The sequence below is a fragment of the Corallococcus sp. AB011P genome (assembly GCF_003611605.1).
Lineage (GTDB): Bacteria > Myxococcota > Myxococcia > Myxococcales > Myxococcaceae > Corallococcus > Corallococcus coralloides.
Window position 1 is genome coordinate 85,557 of the sequence record NZ_RAVX01000004.1, and the last position, 20,438, is coordinate 105,994.

18 protein-coding genes are annotated in these 20,438 nt (G+C 69.0%); all 18 read left to right on the top strand.

What is annotated here, in order from left to right; all coding sequences use genetic code 11:
* Positions 1–130 precede the first annotated feature (130 nt).
* A complete protein-coding gene (locus D7X30_RS13670; protein WP_120563363.1) occupies positions 131–1,612 on the top strand; it encodes a TldD/PmbA family protein in 1,482 nt (493 codons plus the stop codon).
* A gap of 8 nt (positions 1,613–1,620) precedes the next feature.
* Positions 1,621–2,967, top strand: coding sequence for a TldD/PmbA family protein (locus D7X30_RS13675; protein WP_120563364.1), 1,347 nt, complete (start codon positions 1,621–1,623; stop codon positions 2,965–2,967).
* Between the two features lie 63 nt (positions 2,968–3,030).
* Positions 3,031–4,041, top strand: a complete 1,011-nt coding sequence (locus D7X30_RS13680) for a ParB N-terminal domain-containing protein (RefSeq protein ID WP_120563365.1) — start codon at positions 3,031–3,033, stop codon at positions 4,039–4,041.
* 46 nt (positions 4,042–4,087) lie between these two features.
* Complete coding sequence (locus D7X30_RS13685; RefSeq protein WP_120563366.1) at positions 4,088–5,494, top strand: sigma-54 dependent transcriptional regulator; 1,407 nt, start codon at positions 4,088–4,090, stop codon at positions 5,492–5,494.
* Between the two features lie 200 nt (positions 5,495–5,694).
* Positions 5,695–6,609: a type II secretion system protein GspC gene (gene gspC / locus D7X30_RS13690; RefSeq protein WP_199724279.1), complete on the top strand. Its 915-nt coding sequence runs from the start codon at positions 5,695–5,697 to the stop codon at positions 6,607–6,609.
* Between the two features lie 28 nt (positions 6,610–6,637).
* On the top strand, positions 6,638–9,241 hold the full coding sequence (gene gspD, locus D7X30_RS13695) for a type II secretion system secretin GspD (RefSeq protein ID WP_120563368.1): 2,604 nt from the start codon (positions 6,638–6,640) through the stop codon (positions 9,239–9,241).
* Between the two features lie 5 nt (positions 9,242–9,246).
* Positions 9,247–11,073 carry a type II secretion system ATPase GspE gene (gspE, locus tag D7X30_RS13700; protein ID WP_120563369.1) on the top strand — a complete coding sequence of 609 codons (1,827 nt, stop codon included), beginning with the start codon at positions 9,247–9,249 and terminating at the stop codon, positions 11,071–11,073.
* 6 nt (positions 11,074–11,079) lie between these two features.
* Entirely contained in the window at positions 11,080–12,336 is a 1,257-nt protein-coding gene (gene gspF / locus D7X30_RS13705; RefSeq protein ID WP_120525673.1) for a type II secretion system inner membrane protein GspF, read from the top strand.
* Positions 12,337–12,353: 17 nt separating this feature from the next.
* Complete coding sequence (locus D7X30_RS42300) at positions 12,354–12,494, top strand: hypothetical protein (RefSeq protein ID WP_164933318.1); 141 nt, start codon at positions 12,354–12,356, stop codon at positions 12,492–12,494.
* Between the two features lie 74 nt (positions 12,495–12,568).
* On the top strand, positions 12,569–12,988 hold the full coding sequence (gene gspG / locus D7X30_RS13710) for a type II secretion system major pseudopilin GspG (RefSeq protein WP_014398369.1): 420 nt from the start codon (positions 12,569–12,571) through the stop codon (positions 12,986–12,988).
* A 57-nt stretch (positions 12,989–13,045) separates the two neighbouring features.
* Positions 13,046–13,513 (top strand): type II secretion system protein GspG, encoded by a 468-nt coding sequence (locus D7X30_RS13715; protein WP_120563370.1) that lies wholly within the window; start codon positions 13,046–13,048, stop codon positions 13,511–13,513.
* A gap of 8 nt (positions 13,514–13,521) precedes the next feature.
* The gene (locus D7X30_RS13720) at positions 13,522–14,244 is read left to right on the top strand and encodes a Tfp pilus assembly protein FimT/FimU (protein ID WP_120563371.1); all 723 of its coding nucleotides are present in this window, start codon (positions 13,522–13,524) and stop codon (positions 14,242–14,244) included.
* Positions 14,241–15,173, top strand: coding sequence for a prepilin-type N-terminal cleavage/methylation domain-containing protein (locus D7X30_RS13725; RefSeq protein ID WP_120563372.1), 933 nt, complete (start codon positions 14,241–14,243; stop codon positions 15,171–15,173). Before D7X30_RS13720 ends, D7X30_RS13725 begins: the two co-directional genes overlap by 4 nt.
* Positions 15,170–15,844 (top strand): type II secretion system protein GspJ, encoded by a 675-nt coding sequence (locus D7X30_RS13730; protein ID WP_120563373.1) that lies wholly within the window; start codon positions 15,170–15,172, stop codon positions 15,842–15,844. The genes D7X30_RS13725 and D7X30_RS13730 overlap by 4 nt, the downstream gene beginning before the upstream one ends.
* A complete protein-coding gene (locus tag D7X30_RS13735; RefSeq protein ID WP_120563374.1) occupies positions 15,844–17,280 on the top strand; it encodes a type II secretion system protein GspK in 1,437 nt (478 codons plus the stop codon). Before D7X30_RS13730 ends, D7X30_RS13735 begins: the two co-directional genes overlap by 1 nt.
* Before the next feature lies 1 nt (position 17,281).
* Entirely contained in the window at positions 17,282–18,889 is a 1,608-nt protein-coding gene (gene pilM, locus D7X30_RS13740) for a pilus assembly protein PilM (protein ID WP_120563375.1), read from the top strand.
* A gap of 1 nt (position 18,890) precedes the next feature.
* Complete coding sequence (gspM, locus tag D7X30_RS13745; RefSeq protein WP_120563376.1) at positions 18,891–19,448, top strand: type II secretion system protein GspM; 558 nt, start codon at positions 18,891–18,893, stop codon at positions 19,446–19,448.
* Between the two features lie 3 nt (positions 19,449–19,451).
* Positions 19,452–20,432, top strand: a complete 981-nt coding sequence (gspN, locus tag D7X30_RS13750; protein ID WP_120563377.1) for a type II secretion system protein GspN — start codon at positions 19,452–19,454, stop codon at positions 20,430–20,432.
* Positions 20,433–20,438 lie beyond the last annotated feature (6 nt).

Genomic DNA, 20,438 nt, shown 5'->3' on the forward strand with positions numbered 1-20,438 from the left:
CGGTGGGAATGCGCTCCCAGCGTTCCTTTCAGGGAAGACGGGCTCGATCCGGTTCGTTGGCCCGCACGGCGTCCCGTCTCCGATGTAGGTTTCCTCTATTCCCGCTTCCTCAAGAGCCACGAGCCCTTCCATGCCCCGAGCCCTCGCGTCCTCCCGGCGCGCCCGTCCCGCCCAGCTCGCCCCCCCGGCGGCGCGGCAGCCGGCCGCCTCCCCGCTCCTGCCCCCCGGTCTGCTGGAACGTCTGCTGGCGGAAGCCATGGGCCGGGGCGCGGACTTCGCGGAGGTGTACGTGGAGCGCACGTCCACGACCGCCGTGGTGCTGGAGGAGCAGCGCATCCGCAGCGCGCAGGTGGGCCTGGTGCAGGGCGTGGGCGTGCGGGTCATCACCGGGGCCAAGGTGGGCTACGCCTACTCCGACGACTGGGACGAGGCCGCGCTCGTCCGCGCCGCGCGCACCGCGGCGATGATTGCCCAGGGCGGCGGCTCCGAGCGCGCCTACCCCGTCAAGCGCGTGCCGGTGCCCAGCCACTACCGCGTGGGTCAGCCGCTGGAGGACGTGGCGGTGGCGCGCAAGACGGCGCTGCTCACCCGCGCGGATACGGCGGCCCGCGCCTTCGACTCGCGCATCCAGCAGGTGAACGCGTCCTACGTGGATCAGACCAGGCGCATCGCCGTGGCCAACACCACCGGCCGCTTCAGCGAGGACACGCAGGACCAGTCCCGAATGAGCGTGCACGTGGTGGCGCTGGGGAAGAACGGCGAGCGGCGCACCGGCATGTACGGCAGCGGCGGCCGGGTGTCCTTCAGCTACTGGGACGGCGTGACGCCGGAGTCCGTGGCGGAGGAGGCCGCGCGTCAGGCCATCGCCACGCTGGGCGCGGTGGACTGCGTGGCCGGCCCGCAGACGGTGGTGCTGGCGCCGGGCTGGAGCGGCATCCTCCTGCACGAAGCGGTGGGCCACGGGCTGGAGGCGGACTTCATCCGCAAGGGCACGTCGCTGTTCGCGGGCAAGCTGGGGGAGAAGGTGGCCTCGGAGCTGGTGACGGTCATCGACGACGGCACGGTGTCCAGCGCGCGCGGCTCCATCAACATCGACGACGAGGGCGTGCCCGGCGAGCGCAAGGTCCTCATCGAGAACGGCGTCCTCAAGGGCTACCTCTATGATCAGCTCAACGCGAAGCTGATGAACCAGCGCTCCACGGGCAGCGGCCGGCGGGAGTCGTTCAAGAGCCTTCCCCTGCCGCGCATGACGAACACCTTCCTGGCGCCCGGAGACCACGCGCCGGAGGACATCCTCAAGGAGGTGAAGCGCGGGCTGTACTGCGCCACCTTCGGCGGAGGCCAGGTGGACATCAGCAACGGCAACTTCGTCTTCGAGGTCAGCGAGGCCTACCAGATTGAAGACGGCAAGCTGGGCCGCCCGGTGAAGAACGCCATCCTGATTGGCGTGGGGCCGGAGGCGCTGAAGAACATCACCCGCGTGGGCTGCGACCCGATGCCGGACCCCGGCATGGGCGTCTGCGTGAAGGACGGGCAGATGATGCCCGTGGGGGTGGGCCTGCCCACCGTGCGCATCGACAACGTCACCGTGGGCGGAACGAAGGTCGGCTGAGGACAACCGTGAACTACGAACAGCTCGCGAAGAAGGTCGTTCAGCGCGCCGTGAAGAAGGGCGCGAAGCAGGCGGAGGCGTACCTGGAGGTGGGCCGCCAGAGCAGCGTGCGCGTCCGCGAAGGTCAGATTGAAGACCTCACGGAGGCCACCAGCAAGGGCCTGGGCATCCGGGTCATCGTGAAGGACCGGCTGGGCTTCGCGTACACGTCCGACTTCACGCCCGCGGGCCTGGAGCGCGTGGTGGACCTGGCCGTGCAACTGGCGGAGGCCGCCGCGCCCAACAAGCTCAACGGCCTGCCCGGCGCGAAGGACCTGGGCAAGCGCGGCGACACCGGCATCCTCTTCGACCCCAAGGTCGCGAACCTGCCTGGGGACTGGAAGATCAACGCCGCGCTGGAGGCGGAGCGCGCGGGCCGGGCGCAGGACACGCGCGTCGTCACCTTCGACTCCGTGTCCGCGGGCGACTTCGTGGCGGAGGTGTACCTCGCGTCCAGCGAGGGCACTTCCGGCGGCTACTCCGGCACGTACGTGTACCTGGTCGCGGTGCCGGTGGCGTCGCAGGGTGGCCAGCTCCAGACGGGCTACTGGCTGGACTACAAGCGCTTCCTGGACGACCTGGAGTCGCCTGAGTCCATCGGCCGCGAGGCCACGAAGCGCGCCGTGCGCATGCTGGGCGCGAAGCCGGTGAAGACGCAGCAGGTGCCGGTGGTGTTCGACCCGCTGGTGGCCGCGAGCTTCGTGGGCAACCTGTCCCAGGCCGCCAACGGAAACGCCGTGTACCAGCAATCCAGCGTGCTCGCGCCCCACCTGGGCAAGCGGCTCGCGGGCAAGCACGTCACGCTGGTGGATGACGGCCTCCTCCCCCGGGGCCTGGCCACCGCGCCATTCGATGGCGAGGGCGTCCCCACCCGCCGCACGCCCATCCTGGATCAGGGCGTGCTGTCCGGCTTCCTCTACGACGCCTTCACCGCGCGCAAGGCGAAGGCGCGCACCACGGGCAACGCGTCGCGCGGCTACAGCGCGCTGCCGGGCATCGGCACCACCAACCTCTACCTGGAGAAGGGCACGAAGACGCCGGAGGAGCTGATCCGCGAAGTGCCCCAGGGCCTCTACGTCACCGCCCTGCTGGGCCACGGCGCGGATCCGGTGTCCGGGGACATGTCCTGCGGGGCCAACGGCCTTTGGATCGAGAACGGTGAGCTGACCCACCCGGTGCAGGAGGTGACGGTCGCGGGCCACCTCATCCAGATGTTGAAGGACGTGGACGCGGTGGGCAGCGACCTCCAGTTCCGGGGCGGCAGCGTGGGCGCACCCACTGTCCGCTTCCGACAGCTCACCGTGTCGGGCGCGTAGCCAGCCCGGCCCGGTCGCCTACGCTCGCGGACCTCATTTCCACCGGCACGAGGTGACGTCCGCATGGCCGCGAAGTCCGCCCGCAAGTCCGCCCCCGCGAAGTCGAAGTCGGCCACGCCGCGCAAGCCGCGCCGCAAGAAGGCCGAACCGAAGTCGCGGGGGCTGAGCGCGGCGGAGGTGGCGAGCGAGGCCGTGGCCTTCCCCGACGCCCTCCTCCAGGCCGTACGCGAGGACGGCGGCCAGGTGCTGTCCGTCTACCGCGACCCGCTGGGCGGACACCCCGTCGTCTTCGCCGTGCTCCCCATCGACAAGGTGGAGCCCACGCCCTACCAGCGCGACCTGTCCGAGCCCCACGTCAAGCGGCTCGCCACCGCCATGGAGCGCCTGGACCGCTTCCTGGACCCCGTCATCGCGGTGCGCGTGGAGGGCCGCTACTGGACGCCCAACGGCAACCACCGCCTCAACGCCAGCAAGCTGCTGGGCGCGAAGGCCATCGTCGCGCTGCTCCTGCCGGACGAGGACGTGGCCTACCAAATCCTCGCCCTCAACACGGAGAAGGCCCACAACCTGAAGGAGCGCTCGCTGGAGGTCATCCGCATGGCGCGGGGCCTGGTCGGCGCGAACCGCCCGGGCAAGGAGTCCGCCTTCTCCCACCTCTTCGAGGAGCCCTCCTTCCTCACCCTGGGTGCCGCCTACGAGAAGCGCCCCCGCTTCTCCGCGGGCGCCTACCACCCCTTCGTCAAGGTGGTGGACGGATTCCAGGAGGTGCCGCTGCCCCAGGCCCTGGCCGTGCGCGACGCCCAGGCGGAGCTGCTGCTGGAGCTGGACGACGCGGTGGTCTCCGTCGTCAACGCCCTCAAGGAGCGCGGCCTCCAGAGCCCCTACCTCAAGAACTTCGTCGTCGCCCGGCTCAACTTCCTGCGCTTCCGCAAGGACGGCCCGCCTCCCACCTTCGACACCACCGTGCGCCGCATGCTGGCCAGCGCCCTGCGCTTCAACGTGGACAAGGTGCGCCGCGAGGACATTGGCCGCATGGGCGGCGGGCCCCTGGAGCCGGACGAAGAGCAGGTCTGAAGGGAATGGGGATTGCAGGGCCGTGTTGAGAGAGGCCCGCACTCCCATGACATCTCCCACGGTCCTGGTCGTCGACGACGACCGCGCCAACCTCGATTCGGTCGCCCGCATCTTCCAGCGGGAAGGCTTCGCCACGTTGTCCGCCGCGCAGGGCACGGAGGCGCTGGAGTTGCTCCGGCGCCCCGAAGTCAGCGTCATGGTCACCGACCTGATGATGCCCGGCATGGACGGCCAGGAGCTGCTCAAGGCCAGCCGCGCCATCCGCCCGGACGTGGAGGTGGTGCTGATGACCGCCTACGGCACGGTGGAGACGGCCGTGGCCGCCATGAAGGACGGCGCCTACGACTTCATCACCAAGCCCCTCAAGCGCCACGCCCTGGTGAAGGCCGTGCAGAAGGCGCTGGAGAAGCAGGCGCTCGTCCAGGAGAACACCTCCCTCAAGGCGAAGCTCGCGGAGATCAACCCCGCGGGCGGGCGCGCCATGGTGGGCCAGTCCCCCGCCTTCCGCGCCATGCTGGACACCATCCGCCAGGCGGCGCCCTCCACCGCCACGGTGCTCTTGCTGGGCGAATCCGGCACCGGCAAGGAGCTGGCCGCGCGTGCGCTGCATGAGCACTCCGCCCGGGCGAAGCAGTCCTTCATCGCCGTCAACTGCGGCGCCATCCCGGAGAGCATCCTGGAGGCGGAGCTCTTCGGCGTGGAGCGCGGCGCGTACACCGGCGCCGTCACCCGCCGCGAGGGCCGCTTCGAGCGCGCCAACGGCGGCACCCTCTTCCTGGACGAGGTGGGCGAGATGCCCCTCTCCGCGCAGGTGAAGCTCCTGCGTGTGCTCCAGGAGGGAGAGCTGGAGCGCCTGGGCGGCACGCAGACGGTGAAGGTGGACGTGCGGCTGGTCGCCGCCACCAACAAGGACCTGCAGAAGGAGGTCGCGGAGGGCCGCTTCCGCGAGGACCTCTACTACCGCCTGCACGTGGTGGAGATCCGCGTGCCCGCGCTCGCGTCGCGCCGCGAGGACATCCCGCTGCTGGCGGAGGCGTTCCTGCGCCGCTTCTCCGCGAAGAACGGCAAGGTGCTGCGCGGCTTCTCCCCGGACGCCCTGGGCGTGCTGGAGAACTACGCGTGGCCCGGCAACGTGCGGGAGCTGGAGCACGCCGTGGAGCGCGCCGTGGTGCTGGCCCGCACGGACGTGCTGGAGGCCAGCGACCTGCCAGAGTCCGTGCGCAAGGGGCCCCTGGGCTCCGCCGGACAGCTGGTCATCCCCATCGGGACGCCCATGGAGGAGATTGAAAGGCGCGTCATCCACGAGACCCTGCGCCACACCCGCGGGGACAAGACGCTCGCCGCCCGCCTGCTGGGCATCGCCGCGCGCACCATCTACCGCAAGCTCGAACGCGAGCAGGGCGGCCCGGACTCGCCTCCAGCCCCCCCCTCCCCCCCCACCAGCGCGGACTGACAGGCCGTCACACCGGCCCCCGCCCGCTTTTGACAATTTGTCCCGACGTCCTGTCCCGGCCGCCCCCCTGGCCGGGGCCCCGTCCTATTCCGAAATAATTTCAAGGACTTGGCCGTAAGTCGTGGGTTTGACGCCCGCCCAGCGATGGCACCTGCCTTGCTCAAGGTCCCATCTGGGGCTGGCTTTCTCCCGGAAGCGTGATGGAACTCTTCTTTCGCAAGTACTTCTGGAGCGTGAACCTGTTGTTCATCCTGCTCGTCGCCCTGTTGGCGGCGCGCACGGTGAACCTGTTCGTCGAATCCTCCATCTCCCCCGCGCCCGCGTCCGAGGCTCCCGCCCGCGTCGCGCAGCGCACCCACGCCGCGGACAGCGGCCTGGCCACCATCGACGCGGAGCGTCTGTCGCGCCTCACCGGTGTGAAGCTGCCCGCGGAAGAGGTCGCGGTGAGGGAGCCGCCCACGTCGCCGGAGTTCGACGCCAACGCCCCGCCGGCCAAGAGCGGCCTGCGCGTGAAGCTGTTGGGCACGCTCGTCGCGGCCAACCCGGACTGGTCCTTCGCGTCCATCCAGGACATGAACACGCAGCGTTCGCAGACGTACATGATCGGCAACAGCCTGATGGGCGCCGCCGTCATGGAGATCGAACGCGAGCGCGTGATCATCAACAACAACGGCCGCCGCGAGTTCATCGACGGGCAGCCCGGTGACGGCGCCGTCGCCGCCTACACCCCGCCCCCCGTGGCGCCCACCGCCACCCCGACCAACAACCTGGGCAACGGCATCAAGTCCACCGGTGAGAACGAGTACGAAGTCCCCAAGGCCGAAATCGACAAGACGTTGAGCAACCTCAACGACGTGGCGATGCAGGCGCGCATCGTGCCGGCCTTCAAGGACGGCCAGGCGGTGGGCTTCAAGCTGTTCTCCATCCGCCCGGACAGCATCTATTCGAAGATCGGCGTCCAGAACGGTGACGTCATCCGCCGCATCAACGGCTTCGACATGAACAGCCCCGAGAAGGCGCTGGAGATCTACTCGAAGCTGAAGGACTCCTCCCGTATCGAGATCGAGATCGAGCGCAACGGCGCGCCGATCCGCAAATCCTACAACGTCCGTTAAACACCCCCGTCAAAGCGCCCGCTCCTCCATGAAGACGACGCTCCCGTCCTGGATGCTCTGCCTGTGCCTCGCGCTCTCCGTTCCCGCGTGGGCCCAGCGCCGTCCTACACAGCCCGGCACCCCGGCCCCCGCTCCCGCGACCCCGGGGGACCGTGACCGTGGCCGAACCATCACCCCGCAGGGCGAAGGCAGCGCCGCGCCCGCCGAGAACCAGGGCCCCCGCCAGACACCCACGTGCGAGCAGGCCCGGCGCAACGCGCGCTACGGCATCTACTTCGACAAGGTGGACATCGAGAAGCTCGTCCAGACCGTGTCGGACGCCACCTGCCGCACGTTCATCCTCCCGGAGAACGTGCGCGGGAAGATCTCCATCATCGGCCCGGAGAACGGCCGCGTGGAGGTGGACGCGGACTCGTTCTACTCCGCGTTCCTCGCCGCGCTCGACGCGAACGGGCTGGCCGTCTACCCGTACGGCCGCTTCCTGAAGATCGTCGACAAGCGCTCGGCGAAGCAGAACCCCATCCCGACCATCGTGGACGAGGACACCCCGTACACGACGAACGAGCAGATGGTCACCAAGCTGTTCAAGATCAAGTACGTGGAGGTGGAGCCGCTGCGCGGCGTCCTCCAGCAGCTCGTGTCCAAGGACGGCGACACCATCCCGTACCCGCCGGACACCATCATCGTCAACGACGTGGGCTCCAACATCCACCGCCTGGAGCGCCTCATCAACCAGCTGGACAGCCGCTCCTCCAGCGACGAGATGCGCATCATCCAGGTGCAGTACGCCACCGCGCAGGACGTGGCCAACACCATCCAGAAGCTCTTTGAAGCCAAGGCCGGCGCGGGCGGCCGCGCGGGTCAGCGCCCCGGCAACTTCACGCAGGGCGCCCCCGGCCAGCCTCCTCCGGGCACGGAAGGCGTCGCCGGCGGCACGGAGTCGGGCGGCGTTGTCACGCTGTCGCAGATCATCCCGGACGAGCGCACCAACAAGCTCATCATCGTGGCCAGCCCCGCCGCCTTCGGCCGCATCCAGGACCTGGTGCGCGAGGTGGACATCCCGTCTGGCAGCGGCAACAAGATCAACGTCTACCCGCTGGAGAACGCCAACTCGGAGGAGCTGGCCAGCACGCTCCAGTCGCTCGCGCAGGGCACCGCCAACCGCCCCCAGCGCGGCCCCATCCCGCAGCAGCCGCAGGGCCTGCCGCGCGCGCCCGCCCAGGCCGCGGAGCTGTTCAGCGGCGAGGTGAAGATTTCGGCGGACAAGGGCACCAACTCGCTGGTCATCGTCGCCAGCCAGGGTGACTACAAGAACATCGTCCAGATCATCCAGCAGCTGGATCAGCCGCGCCGCCAGGTGTTCGTGGAGGCGGTGATCATGGAAGTGAACCTGGACCGCAACAGCGAGTTCGGCATCAACTTCCACCAGGGCTTCAGCCTCAAGACGGATGACGGCGCCATCCCCGGCATCCTCGGCACCAACTACTCCGGCGGCGGCGTGCCCCCGTCCTTCTCCCTGGCGAACCTGGCCAGCATGGGCGGCTTCCTCGCCGGCATCCAGGGCCCCGTCCTGCCGGAGCTCAAGAACCTGGGCATCGACATCCCGGCCTTCGGAGTGGTGCTCAACGCCATGCAGCAGTCGTCCGACGTGAACGTGCTGTCCACGCCGCACCTGCTCACCAGCGACAACGAGGAGGCCGAAATCACGGTGGGCCAGAACGTGCCCTTCCAGTCCGGCTTCACCCCGTCCGCGCTGGGCAGCTCGCTCGGCGGCACCGGCACTGGCGCCAACGGCGTGCAGGCCTCGCTGCTGGGTTCGCTGGGCGGCCTGGGCTCGCTGTACGCGCCCATCACCCGCCAGAACGTGGAGCTCAAGCTCACCGTCAAGCCGCAGATCAACGAGAGCGACTTCATCCGCCTCGTCATCACCGAGCAGACGGAGGAGATCGCCTCCTCGGACCCCGTCCTGGGCCCCACGACGTCCAAGCGCAGCGCGAAGACGACGGTCATCGCCAAGGACATGGAGACGGTGGTGATTGGCGGCATCATGCAGGACCGCACGCTGGAGTCCGTCTCCAAGGTGCCGGTGCTGGGTGACATCCCCCTCTTGGGCCACCTGTTCCGCGACACCACGCGCCGCAAGACGAAGACGAACCTGCTGCTCTTCCTCACGCCCTACATCATCCGTGGCCAGGAGGACTTCCGTCGCATCTTCGAGCGCAAGATGAAGGAGCGGCAGCAGTTCGTGGAGCAGTTCTACGGCCAGGTCCCCGGCTACGACGTCGCGGTGGACTTCAGCCGCAAGCCCGGCCCCCTGTCGCGCATGAACCAGGCCGTCATCAAGGAAGAGAAGCGGGTGGAGAACGGCGGCAGCGGCACGGCCAATGAGCGCGTCATCCGTCCGGCCGGCTCCCCGGCCCCCGGCGGCACGCCCTCCCCGTCCCCCGCACGGCCGGGCGGGGAAGCGCCTGCTCCGCAGGAAGGTGCCGAGGGCGGACAGGCGCCGCGAAATTTAGAGGCGCCTCCGGAGGGTTCGGAGAGATCAGTCCCCGCGCCACAGCCCGAGGTGATCGCGCCCAGCCCGGACGCGGACGCCGAGCGGCTGCGCATCCAGCCGGGAGACGGGGAGTAACAGCCATGGACCTGACCGCCGACACCACCACCTCTCAAGGCTCCACCGCGACGCCCGACGTGTCCGGCGGCCGCAACGACGCCACCCAGGTCGTGGGCCACGGACTCGCGTACCTCTGTGGCCGGCCCATCGGGGAGATCCTCCGTGCGCTCGTGCCCGCCCTCACCCCGGAGAAGATTCAAGAGGCGCTCGCCACCCAGCAGGAGAAGGGCGGACGCCTGGGTGAAGTCCTGGTGGGCATGAAGGCGGTCAGCGAAGAGGACGTCGCTCGCGCCCTGGGCCACCAGCTGGACCTGCCCTACCTCCAGCGCATCTTCGTGGAAGAGGTGGACGCGGAGCTCGTCAAGCGCATCCCCATCAACTTCGCCCGCCAGACGCAGCTGCTCCCGATCTCCCAGGAGGGCGATGAGGTGGTGCTCGCGGTGGCGGATCCGCTGGACACGACGGCGCTGGATCACGCGCGCCTGCTGCTGGGTCAGGGCATCCAGCCGCGCATCGCGCTCGCCTCCACCATCGTGGACGCCATCAACAGCGTGTACGACCGCTCCGTCAACGAGGCCGAAGCGCTCGTGGATGAGATGGAGACCACGGAGGACCTGGACTCGCTGGCCCACGAGCTGGAGGAGCCCAAGGACCTGCTGGACGCGGACGATGAAGCGCCCGTCATCCGGCTGGTGAACTCCGTGCTCTTCCGCGCCGCCAAGGAGCGCGCGAGCGATATCCACATCGAGCCCATGGAGCGCGAGCTCCTGGTGCGCTTCCGCATCGACGGTGTGCTCCAGGAGGTCATCAAGCCTCCCAAGCGCTACCAGAACTCCATCATCGCGCGCGTGAAGGTGATGGGGCAGCTCAACATCGCGGAGAAGCGCCTGCCGCAGGACGGCCGCATCCGCATCAAGCTCGCGGGCCGCGACATCGACATCCGTCTGTCCACCACGCCCACGTCCTTCGGCGAGCGCATCGTCATGCGTCTGCTCGACAAGACGGCGACGCTCTTGGACCTGGCGGAGATCGGCATGAGCCCGCAGGTGCTGGGCAACATGGAGTCCGTCATCAAGCGCTCGCACGGCATCGTCCTGGTGACGGGCCCCACGGGCTCCGGCAAGACGACGACGCTCTACGGCGCGCTCTCCAAGATCAACACGTCGGACCTCAACATCCTCACCGTCGAGGACCCGGTCGAGTACCAGCTCAAGGGCATTGGCCAGATGGCCATCGCCCCGAAGATTGGCCTCACGTTCGCGCAGGGCCTGCGCTCCTTCCTCCGCCAGGACCCCGACGTCATCATGGTCGGTGAGATCCGCGACAAGGAGACGGCGGAGATCGCCATCCAGGCGTCCCTCACGGGCCACCTGGTGCTCTCCACGGTGCACACCAACGACGCGGCCGGCGCCGTGACGCGACTCGTGGACATGGGCGTGCAGCCCTTCCTCGTGGCGTCGTCGCTCACCGGCATCCTCGCCCAGCGCCTCGTGCGCCGGGTGTGCCCGGACTGCCGGCAGGCCTACACGCCCACGGACGCGGAGCTGAAGGAGCTGGGCTTCACGCTCGCCAGCTTCAAGGCGAAGTTCAACACGGACCGCATCTACCGCGCGACGGGTTGCCCGTCCTGCAACCGCAACGGCTACCGCGGCCGCTCCGGCATCTACGAGTTCCTCTTCGTGGACGACGACGTGCGCCAGCTGGTGCTCAAGAACGTGGACGCGTCCACCATCAAGAAGTCCGCCCTGGCCAAGGGCATGACGACGCTGCTGGACGACGGCGTGCGGAAGATCGCCCTGGGCGAGACGACCATCGCCGAAGTGCTGAGCATCACGCAGGAGGACATCTAGTCCGCCATGCCCGTCTTCGAATACAGAGGCCTCGATTCCCACGGCAAGCAGAAGAAGGGCTTGCTGGAGGCGGACTCGCCCAAGACGCTGCGCTCCAAGCTGCGCGCCGACGGCATCTTCCTGACCGACGTGCTCGGGCAGGCGGAGGGAAGCCGCGCGGGCGTGTCCAAGGGCGCCAACGCTTCGCTCGTGGCGCGCGACGTGGACCTGCGCAAGCTGGCCGGCGGCCGGGTCAGCACCGAGGACGTCGCCATCCTCACCCGCCAGCTCGCGACCCTGCTGGGCGCGGGCGTCACCATCGTGGACTCGCTCAACGCGCTGGTGGACCAGGCGGAGAAGGAGCGCCTCAAGCGCGCCCTCTCCGACATCAAGCAGCGCGTGAACGAAGGGTCCTCCCTGGCGGACGCGTTCAGCCAGCACCCGAAGATCTTCCCCAGCATCTACATCAACATGGTGCGCGCGGGTGAAGCCTCCGGCGCGCTGGACACCGTGCTGCTGCGCCTGGCGGACTTCACGGAGAACCAGGCCAAGCTGCAGCAGAAGATCATCGGCACCATGCTCTACCCCGCCATCATGATGCTGGTGGGCGGCGGCATCCTCGTGCTGCTGATGGTGTTCGTCGTCCCGAAGGTCACGAAGATCTTCGAGACGATGAAGGCCACCCTGCCCCTGAACACGCGCATCCTCATCGCCGCGTCCAACTTCATGCAGGCGTGGTGGTTCCTGGTGATTCCTTCCATGGTGGCGGGCTTCATCTTCTTCATGCGCTGGACGAAGAGCCCCAAGGGCAAGCCCAAGTGGGACCGCTTCACGCTCAAGGCGCCCATCTTCGGCAGCCTCGTGCGCCTGCTGGCCATCTCCCGCTTCGCGCGCACGCTGTCCACGCTGCTCAAGAGCGGCGTGCCCATGCTGGCCGCGCTGGACATCGTCAAGGCGGTGATGACGAACTCGGTGCTGGCGGACGCGGTGGAGAACGCCCGCGAGTCCATCCGCGAGGGCGAAAGCATCGCCACGCCCCTCAAGCGCTCCGGCCAGTTCCCGCCGCTCGTGTACCACATGGTCGCCATCGGTGAGAAATCAGGGCAGCTGGAGGACATGCTCCTGTCGGTGGCGGACTCCTATGAGACGCAGGTGAACGTGCGCATCGGCGCGCTCACCAGCCTCCTGGAGCCCATGCTCATCGTGGTGATGGGCGTGATGATTGCATTCGTCGCCCTCTCCATCCTGATGCCGATTCTGCAGGTGAACACGGCCATCCATTAGGTGGAGGGAGCCTCGCGATGAACGACACGCTCGACCGGTGGATCCAGCGCGCCACGCTGACGGGGCTCCTGGCCCTGGCCGCCACGCTGGCGACGGTGGGGGCCACCCTCTACGCCCACCGCGACCCGCCCGCCGCCCCCAGCGCGGGCACGCCCTGAATCAACGCCTCTGACATCCCGACACACCCATTGCGCGGTGGCTTGCCAGAAAGTCACCCGAAGGTGAGGACGACATGACGACGACGAACGCGAAGAAGCAGCAGCGCCGCAAGAACCGCGGCATGACCCTCATCGAGATCATGGTGGTCATCACCATCCTCGGGCTCATCGCGGCGGCGGTGGGCGTGGCCGTCATCCCGAAGCTGGAAGAGGCGAAGCAGGACACCGCGAAGCTGGACATCCGCAACATCCAGAGCGCGATGAAGCTCTACTACACGAAGAAGGGCTCCTACCCGGACACCGCGACGGGCCTCAAGGCGCTGGTGGACACCAACAACCTGGAGCGCATGCCGCTGGACCCCTGGGGCCGCGAGTACGTGTACATGAACGAGGGCGGCAAGCCGGTCATCACCAGCTACGGCGCCGACGGCAACCCGGGCGGCGAGGGCTCCGACGCCGACATCTCCTCCAAGGACCAGAACGCCCGGCAGTAACGGGCGTTTCCTGAAGCAAAGCCGCGCCTCCCGCGTGTTGTCGTAGGAATGCCCGTGATGACCCCCGAGCACACTTCCTCTCCGACGTCCGCGCGCGAGGCGCGAGCTGTTTCCAGCGAGCAGGCCCGCGCCCGCTCGCCGCGCCTGGGCCGCCTGCTGCTGCTGGGTGTCTTCGCCGGCGCCACCCTGCTCGCGTTCGCGCTGGTGTGGGCCACCGAGGACAACAGCCTCACCCCCACGCAGCGCCAGGCGCGCGAGCAGATCCGCCGCCTGGAGGGCTACTTCAAGGCCTACCACCGGCTGATGGGCTTCTTCCCCTCGCAGCAGCAGGGCTTCACGCCGCTCATCGAGTCGAAGGTGCTGGACTCGACGCCGCTCGACCCGTGGGGCCACCCCTACGTCTACCGCATGGAGGGCAAGTCGGGCGCCGTGCTGTCGCTGGGCTCCGACGGCAAGCCCGGTGGTACTGGCGACGCCGCGGACCTCTTCAGCGGCGGCATCGTGGCACAGGAGGTGCAGCCTTGAAGCCGGCCATGTCCCCTGCTCCCGCCCGCCGCCGTCGCGCCCCGCGCGGCCTCACGCTGATTGAAATCTCCATCGCGCTGGCCATCGCGGCGGTGATGTTCGCCGCGGTGACCATTGGCATTGGCGCCATCACCGGCGCGAAGGCGAAGGGCAGCGCCACGGAGCTCGCGGGTGTCATCCGCTCGCTCTACGACTCGGCGGCGCTCAGCGGCAGGACGTGCCGGCTGGTGTTCGAAATCCCCGACCCGAAGCGTGAAGAGGCCACGCGCTACCACGCCGAATGCGCCGCGGGCGGCGTCACCACCTCGCGCGACCGGGACTCGGCGCTCCGCGACGAAGCGCGCGACCGCGAGCGCGCCCGCAAGGAAGGCAACAACGGTGGGGATACGCGCAAGAACTACACGCGCTCGGAAGGCTCGCAGCCGTCCGCGCAGGAGCTGATGGACGAGGAGAAGAACCGCATCGAGTCCCAGTCCACCTTCTCCGCGTACACCGCGGAGGAGATCTCCCCCAAGCAGCTCCCGGCGGGCGTGGCGGTGTCGGTGTGGACGCGGCAGCAGCGCGAGCCGGTGGAGAGCGGCGTGGCCTATCTCTACTTCTTCCCGCAGGGCTACACGGAGAAGGCCATGGTCTTCCTGCGCCAGGGTGACAACGCCTGGACGCTGGACGTGTCACCCCTGACGGGCAAGGTGTTCATCGCATCCGAGGCCCTGGAGGTGCCCCGCTCATGACGACCCCAACGCGCAGGCGCGGGGGCTTCACCCTGCTGGAGACGATGGTGGCCATGGCCATCCTCAGCGTCGCGCTGATGGCCATCTTCGACCTCAACTCCGGCGCGGTGGCGAACCACGTCTACACCAAGCGGCTCACCGTGGCGGCGCTGCTGTCCCGCTCGAAGATGACGGACCTGGAGCAGAAGCTCTACGACGACGGCTTCGAACAGGACGACGACGAGCAGTCCGGCGACTTCTCCGACGAGGGCTGGCCCCAGTTCAAGTGGCGCGCCCGCATCATCGCGCCCAAGACGGACGGCGTGACGCCGGATCAGCTCATCGGCGCCATCTTCAACCTGCCCATGGGCGGCGGCGACTCCGGCGACCCGCTGGGCGGCCTGGCCAGCCTCTTTGGCGGCGGCGGCGGCGACGGCAAGGGCGGCACGCCCCCCGGCGGCACCACCAGCGCCAGCCCCCTGGGCGCGTCCGCCATGAGCATGGCGCAGCCCATGTTCACGCAGATGGTGGACCAGCTCACCAAGTCCGTCCGCGAGGTGCACCTCACCGTGTACTGGAAGGAAGGCACCCAGGTGGAGAGCGTGGACGTGGTGACGCATGTGGTGTCCCTGGGGCCCGGCGGCGACCGCAACGGCGGCTTCACGCCCAACGCGGGCAGCACGGCGGGCGCGGAGAACCAGTGGGTGAACCCGCGCACGGGCCAGGTGGTGGACAACCCCATCCCCGGTCCCAACGGGCAGATGCTGGACCCGAACACGCGCGAGCCGCTGGTCAACCGGGCGGCCCAGTTGGATCAGCTCAACAGGAACATGGGCGGCCAGCAGGGCGGCGGCAATGGCAACACCGGCATCAACCCGCGCGGGCCGGGCGGCATCTTCGGTGGACGCGGCCTGCCGGGCATGCCTCGCGGCGGAGGGACCATCCGATGAAGCGGCGCATGCGAGGCTTCACCCTCATGGAGGTCATGGTGGCGGTGGGCATCACCGCGCTTATGGGCACGGTCGTCGCCATGGCCTTCCAGACGGGCATCAACGCCAAGGAGGTCGTGGAGGGCGAGGCGGAGCGCTACCGCATGGTGCGCGTGTCGCTCAACCGCATGGCGCGTGAGGTGGGCTCCGCGTTCGTGAGCGACCGCTATGATCTGCGCCGCTTCCGCGACCAGAACGACCGGCCCACCAACTTCATTGGCGAGCGCGAGAAGCTGACCTTCACGACGTTCGCGCACCAGCGCCTGTACACGGACGTGAAGGAGTCCGACCAGGCGGTGGTGGAGTACTTCGTGGAGAACTCCTCCGAGCGCGGCGCCCGGCAGCGGCAGGACCTGAAGCGGCGGGTGAACCCCAACGTGGGGGACCGCATGGACCGGGGCGGCACCACGGACGTGCTCTTCGAGGGCGTCAAGGGCGTGGAGTTCGCCTACTGGGATTCCGACAAGAAGGAGTGGGACGACGAATGGGACACGCGGCGCACGGAGAAGAAGGACCTCCTGCCCACGCGCGTGCGCATCACCGTCATCGCCCTGGATGAGGCGGGCAAGGAGGCGCGCTACACCACGCAGGCGCGCATCGTGCTCAATACCACCCTGCCGAGGTTCAACTGATGGCCTTCCCCTACCTCCAGCAGGCGTCCCGCCGGCGCGGCAAGGCGCGGACGGCCGTTCCCCAGGCTCCGGCGCGGCAGCGCTCGCCCGCGGAGCGCAAGCACCGGCGCTCGCGCGGCGTGGCGCTCATCATCGCGCTCGTGTCCATCACGCTGCTCACGGTGGTGGCCACGGAGTTCGCCTACAACAGCCGCGTGGACCTGCAGCTCGCCGCCAACCAGCGCGACGAAGTGCGCGCCTACTACATGGCCCGCTCCGGACTGTCGCTGGGGCGGCTCTTGCTTCGCTTCCAGAAGCAGGTGGACCAGACGCCCATCCCCAACCCCGCGAGCATCCTGGGCGCGCTGGGCGGCCTCACGGGCGGCGGCACCCCTGGCGCGAACGGCGCGAACGCATTCCAGCCGCAGTCGCTCAACCTCCAGCTCTGGAAGCTGGCGCGGGTGGACTGCCACATGCTCAAGGGCCTGGTGAAGAGCGACGGCGCGCAAGGCGAGGACGGCCGCCCCGTGGAGACGGAGCCCGTGGCGGTGGACCCCAACTTCCAGATGGACGGCGAGGACGGGGAGAACGCGGGCGCGGCCACGCAGCTGGCGGCGCAGATGCAGCGCAGGTCTTTCGGCGGCTTCGAGGGCTGCTTCCTCGCGACCATCAGCGACGAGGAGGAGAAGCTCAACGTCATGCGCCTGAACACCGGCGGCGCGGAGTCGCAGGCCACCGCCGCGCGCATGCTGGACATGTTCGCGGACAAGCGCTTCGAGTTCCTCTGGCAGCAGGACGACGCCAACAAGGTGCGCTCCACGCCCAGGGACACCATCCTCGCGCTGAAGGACTGGTCGGACGAGGACACCACCCAGTCCACGCTCAACGAAAAGGACCCGACCAACCCCTTCGTCTCGGGCTTCGCGGACGAGGGTTCCCCGTACAGCCGCTACGAACCGCGCTATGACGTCAAGAACGCGCGCTTCGACAGCCTGGACGAGCTGTACCGCGTGCATGGCGTCAACGACCGCTTCATGGCGGCCTTCCGAGACCGGCTCACGGTGTACCCGGACATCAACTCCAAGCCGAACGTCAACACCGACGACCCCATCATGCTGGGGCTGGCCATCATGTCCGCCGCGGACCCCAACCGGCCGGACCCGCGCCTGACGGACCCCGTGTTCCTCAACGAGCTCATCAGCCGCATCCGCGCCGCGCGCATGTTCAGCTTCTTCGGCATGTCGGTGTCGGACTTCGTGGGCGTCATCGAGCAGGCCGGCATCGCGGTCAATCCGCTCATCAAGGGCAACGTCCAGCAGAACCGCTACCTGGGCGACAAGAGCAAGACTTTCACCATCAAGTCCGTGGGAGAGGCGGGCAGCGTCCAGAAGACGCTCACCGCCGTCATCCGCCTGGACGACGGGCTGGGCAAGCTCGTGTATTACAGAGAGGAATAGCATGGCCCGCATTCTTGGCCTGGACCTGGGCAGCCACTCCGTGAAGGGGGTGGTCCTCACCTCCGGGACGAAAAGCAACACCACCCAGGCCTACGCGGAAGTGCGCCGCGCGCAGGAAGGCGAGCGCGCGGAGACACTGCGCGCCGCGGTGGAGGAGCTGCTCGGGAAGATGCCGCAGGGGCACGTGGACCAGGTCGTCATCGCCCTGCCCGGCCCGTCCCTCACCACGCACGCGGTGAGCCTGCCCTTCTCCGACAGCAAGCGCGTGGAGGCGACGCTGCCCTTCGAAGTGGGCAGCCAGCTGCCGTTCGACATCTCGGAGGTCGTCTACGACTACCAGGTGGTCGGCCAGAAGGACACCGGCGGCAAGGAGAAGGCCGCGGACCTGCTGGTGGGCGTGGTGAAGAAGGAGGAGCTCCAGTCGCTGCTGGCGCTGCTGGGCGGACTCCAGGTGGATCCGCGCGTCATCACCCACCCGGCGCTCGCGTACCAGAACCTCTTCACCCAGCTGCCCGGGCTCTTCGACGACATGAGCGAAGGCGGCCCGGTGGCTGTGGTGGACATCGGCCACGAGCGCACGGCGGTGGCCATTGGCCAGCCGGGCAAGGGCGTGGAGTTCGCGCGCACCTTCGCGGGCGGCGGGCGGGACCTGACGCGCGCCCTGGCCACGGAGTTCCAGACGACGCTGCCGGAGGCCCACGCGTGGAAGGAAGCGCACGGCGCCATGGCCAGCGCCGCGCAGGGGCCGGACGCCGAGCGCGCCGCGAACGCCTTCATCCGCGGCCTGCAGCCGGTGCTGCGCGAATTGCGCCCGTCCTTCAAGGCCTTCGCCGCGCGCGCCCGCCGGCAGGTCTCCGCGGTGGTGCTGTGCGGCGGCACCGCGCGGATGCCGGGCCTGGCCGAGCAGCTGTCCAAGGACCTGAACCTGCCGGTGCGCGTGCTGGCGCTCCCCGTGGACGCGGCGGAGAAGATTGGCCCCCAGGAGACGGCGTCCGCGGCGCAGGCGTACGCGCTGGCCATGCGCGGCAACGCAGCCGGGGTGAAGGCGCCGCGCTTCAACCTGCGCCGCGGTGAGTTCTCCTTCAAGGGCGGCTACGACTACGTGAAGGACCGGCTGGGCCTCCTGGCCTCCTTCGCGGTGACGCTGCTGTTGCTGCTCATCGCCTTCGGCGTCGTGCGCAACACGGTGCTGTCGCGGCGCGAGGCGGAGGTGGACGCGGTGCTCTGCAAGACGACCCAGCGCATCCTGGGCACCTGCGAGACGAACTACGACCGCGCGCTCAACATGCTCAAGGGCGTGGAGAGCCCCGCCGCGGCGCTGCCCGCGATGTCCGCGGTGAACCTGCTGGCGGAGGTCACCCAGCGCGTCCCGCCGGAGCTGCCGGTGAAGTTCGACCGCATCCAGGTGGACCTGGACCGCATCATGCTCCAGGGAGAGACGGACAGCTCCAAGCAGATCGACACGCTCTCCGCCGCCTTGAAGGGCCACCGCTGCTTCAAGGACGTGAAGGAGGGCAAGGTGGAGAAGACACGCGACGGGCAGAAGGTGACCTTCCGCCTGGACGTGCAGGTGCAGTGCCCCGGCGAGAAGCCGGCGGGAGAGACCTGACATGGGAAAGCTTCGAGAACTCTTCGCGCCCCTCCAGACCTGGTTCGAGCGGCTCTCCGACCGCGAGCGCAAGCTCGTGGCGCTGGCCAGCTCCGCGGTGCTGGTGTTCGTGCTCTTCGTCACCCTCTTCAGCTTCGCCAACAGCGCGCAGGGCTACCGCCGGCGCACGCAGGACAAGCTGGCGAAGCTGCAGGAGGTGCAGGCGCTGGCGACCAGCTACGGTCAGGCGCAGGCGGACCGGCAGAACGTGGAGCAGCAGCTCACCCAGAGCAACGTGCGGCTGATCACGTACATCGAAGACAAGGCCACCGCCGCGGGCCTCACCGTCCCCAACATGACGCCCAAGGGCGACGTGGGCGTGGGGGACGGGAAGATCATCGAAAGCTCCGTGGAGCTGACCTTCACGGACGTGGACCTGCGCAAGCTGACGGACTTCCTGCGCACGGTGGAGACGGGCCCGGGCATCGTGAAGGTGAAGTACCTGCGCGTGGAGCCCCGGCCCGCCACGGACACCCTGACGGCGTGGACGACCGTCGCCACCTACCGGATGAAGCAATAGCCCATGGCCACTGAATCCAAGACCGCCCGCTGGAAGCTCGTCCTGGGCTACACCGCCTTCGCGGTGGTGGCGTTCATCCTCTGCCTGCTCATCACCTTCCCGTACGACGCGGTCCGCTCGCGGCTGGTGACGGAGGCCGCGGCCCACGGGCTGGCGGTGCGCATGGACAGCCTGCGTCCCGGCCTGTCCGGCGTCACCGCCACCAACGTGCGGCTGAGCAAGCCGCCCACGCCGCTGGGCTCGGAGTCCGTCGCGGCGCTCGCCCGGGGTGAGTCCGGCGGGCTGGGTCCGGACGAGCTGGGCGATGCGCTCATCTTCGACAGCGTGGCCCTGCGCCCGTCCCTCTTCCCGCCCGGCGTGGTGGTGAAGATGAAGGGCATGGGCGGCACGGTGAACATCCACGTGGGCGGCCTGAGCGCCACGTCGCTGAACGTGGACGTGGACGGCGTGCAGGCCGGCGGCGGCAACCTGCCGAAGTACACGGGCGTGGACATGGAGGGCACCCTCAACGCGAAGCTCGCGCTCACGGCGCCGGGGACCATGATTCGCGGGCAGCCGGTGGACTGGTCCCAGGCGTCCGGCACGGTGGCGCTGGACACCCAGGGGCTCACCATCAAGGGCGGCAAGGCGGCCATCCCCATGGGCGGCGGCCCCGCCATGCCCATGGAGCTGCCGCGCGTGGCGCTGGGCGAGCTGAAGGGCGACCTCCAGTTCGACAAGGGCATGGGCACGGTGAGGGACCTGAACCTCAAGAGCGAGGACCTGGAGGGCTCCGGCACCGGCACGCTGAAGCTGGGCCGCCGGCTGGAGTACAGCGAGCTGGGGCTCGACGTGCGGCTGAAGTTCGAGCAGGCCTTCCAGCAGCGGCTGGGCCCCCTGGCGCTCGCGGTGAACATGCTGCCGCAGGACCGGGACAACCCGGGTTGGCGCGGCGGCCGGCTCACCGGCATGGTGAGCAGCCCCCGCTTCGGTCCCAAGCGGTAGGCCCCC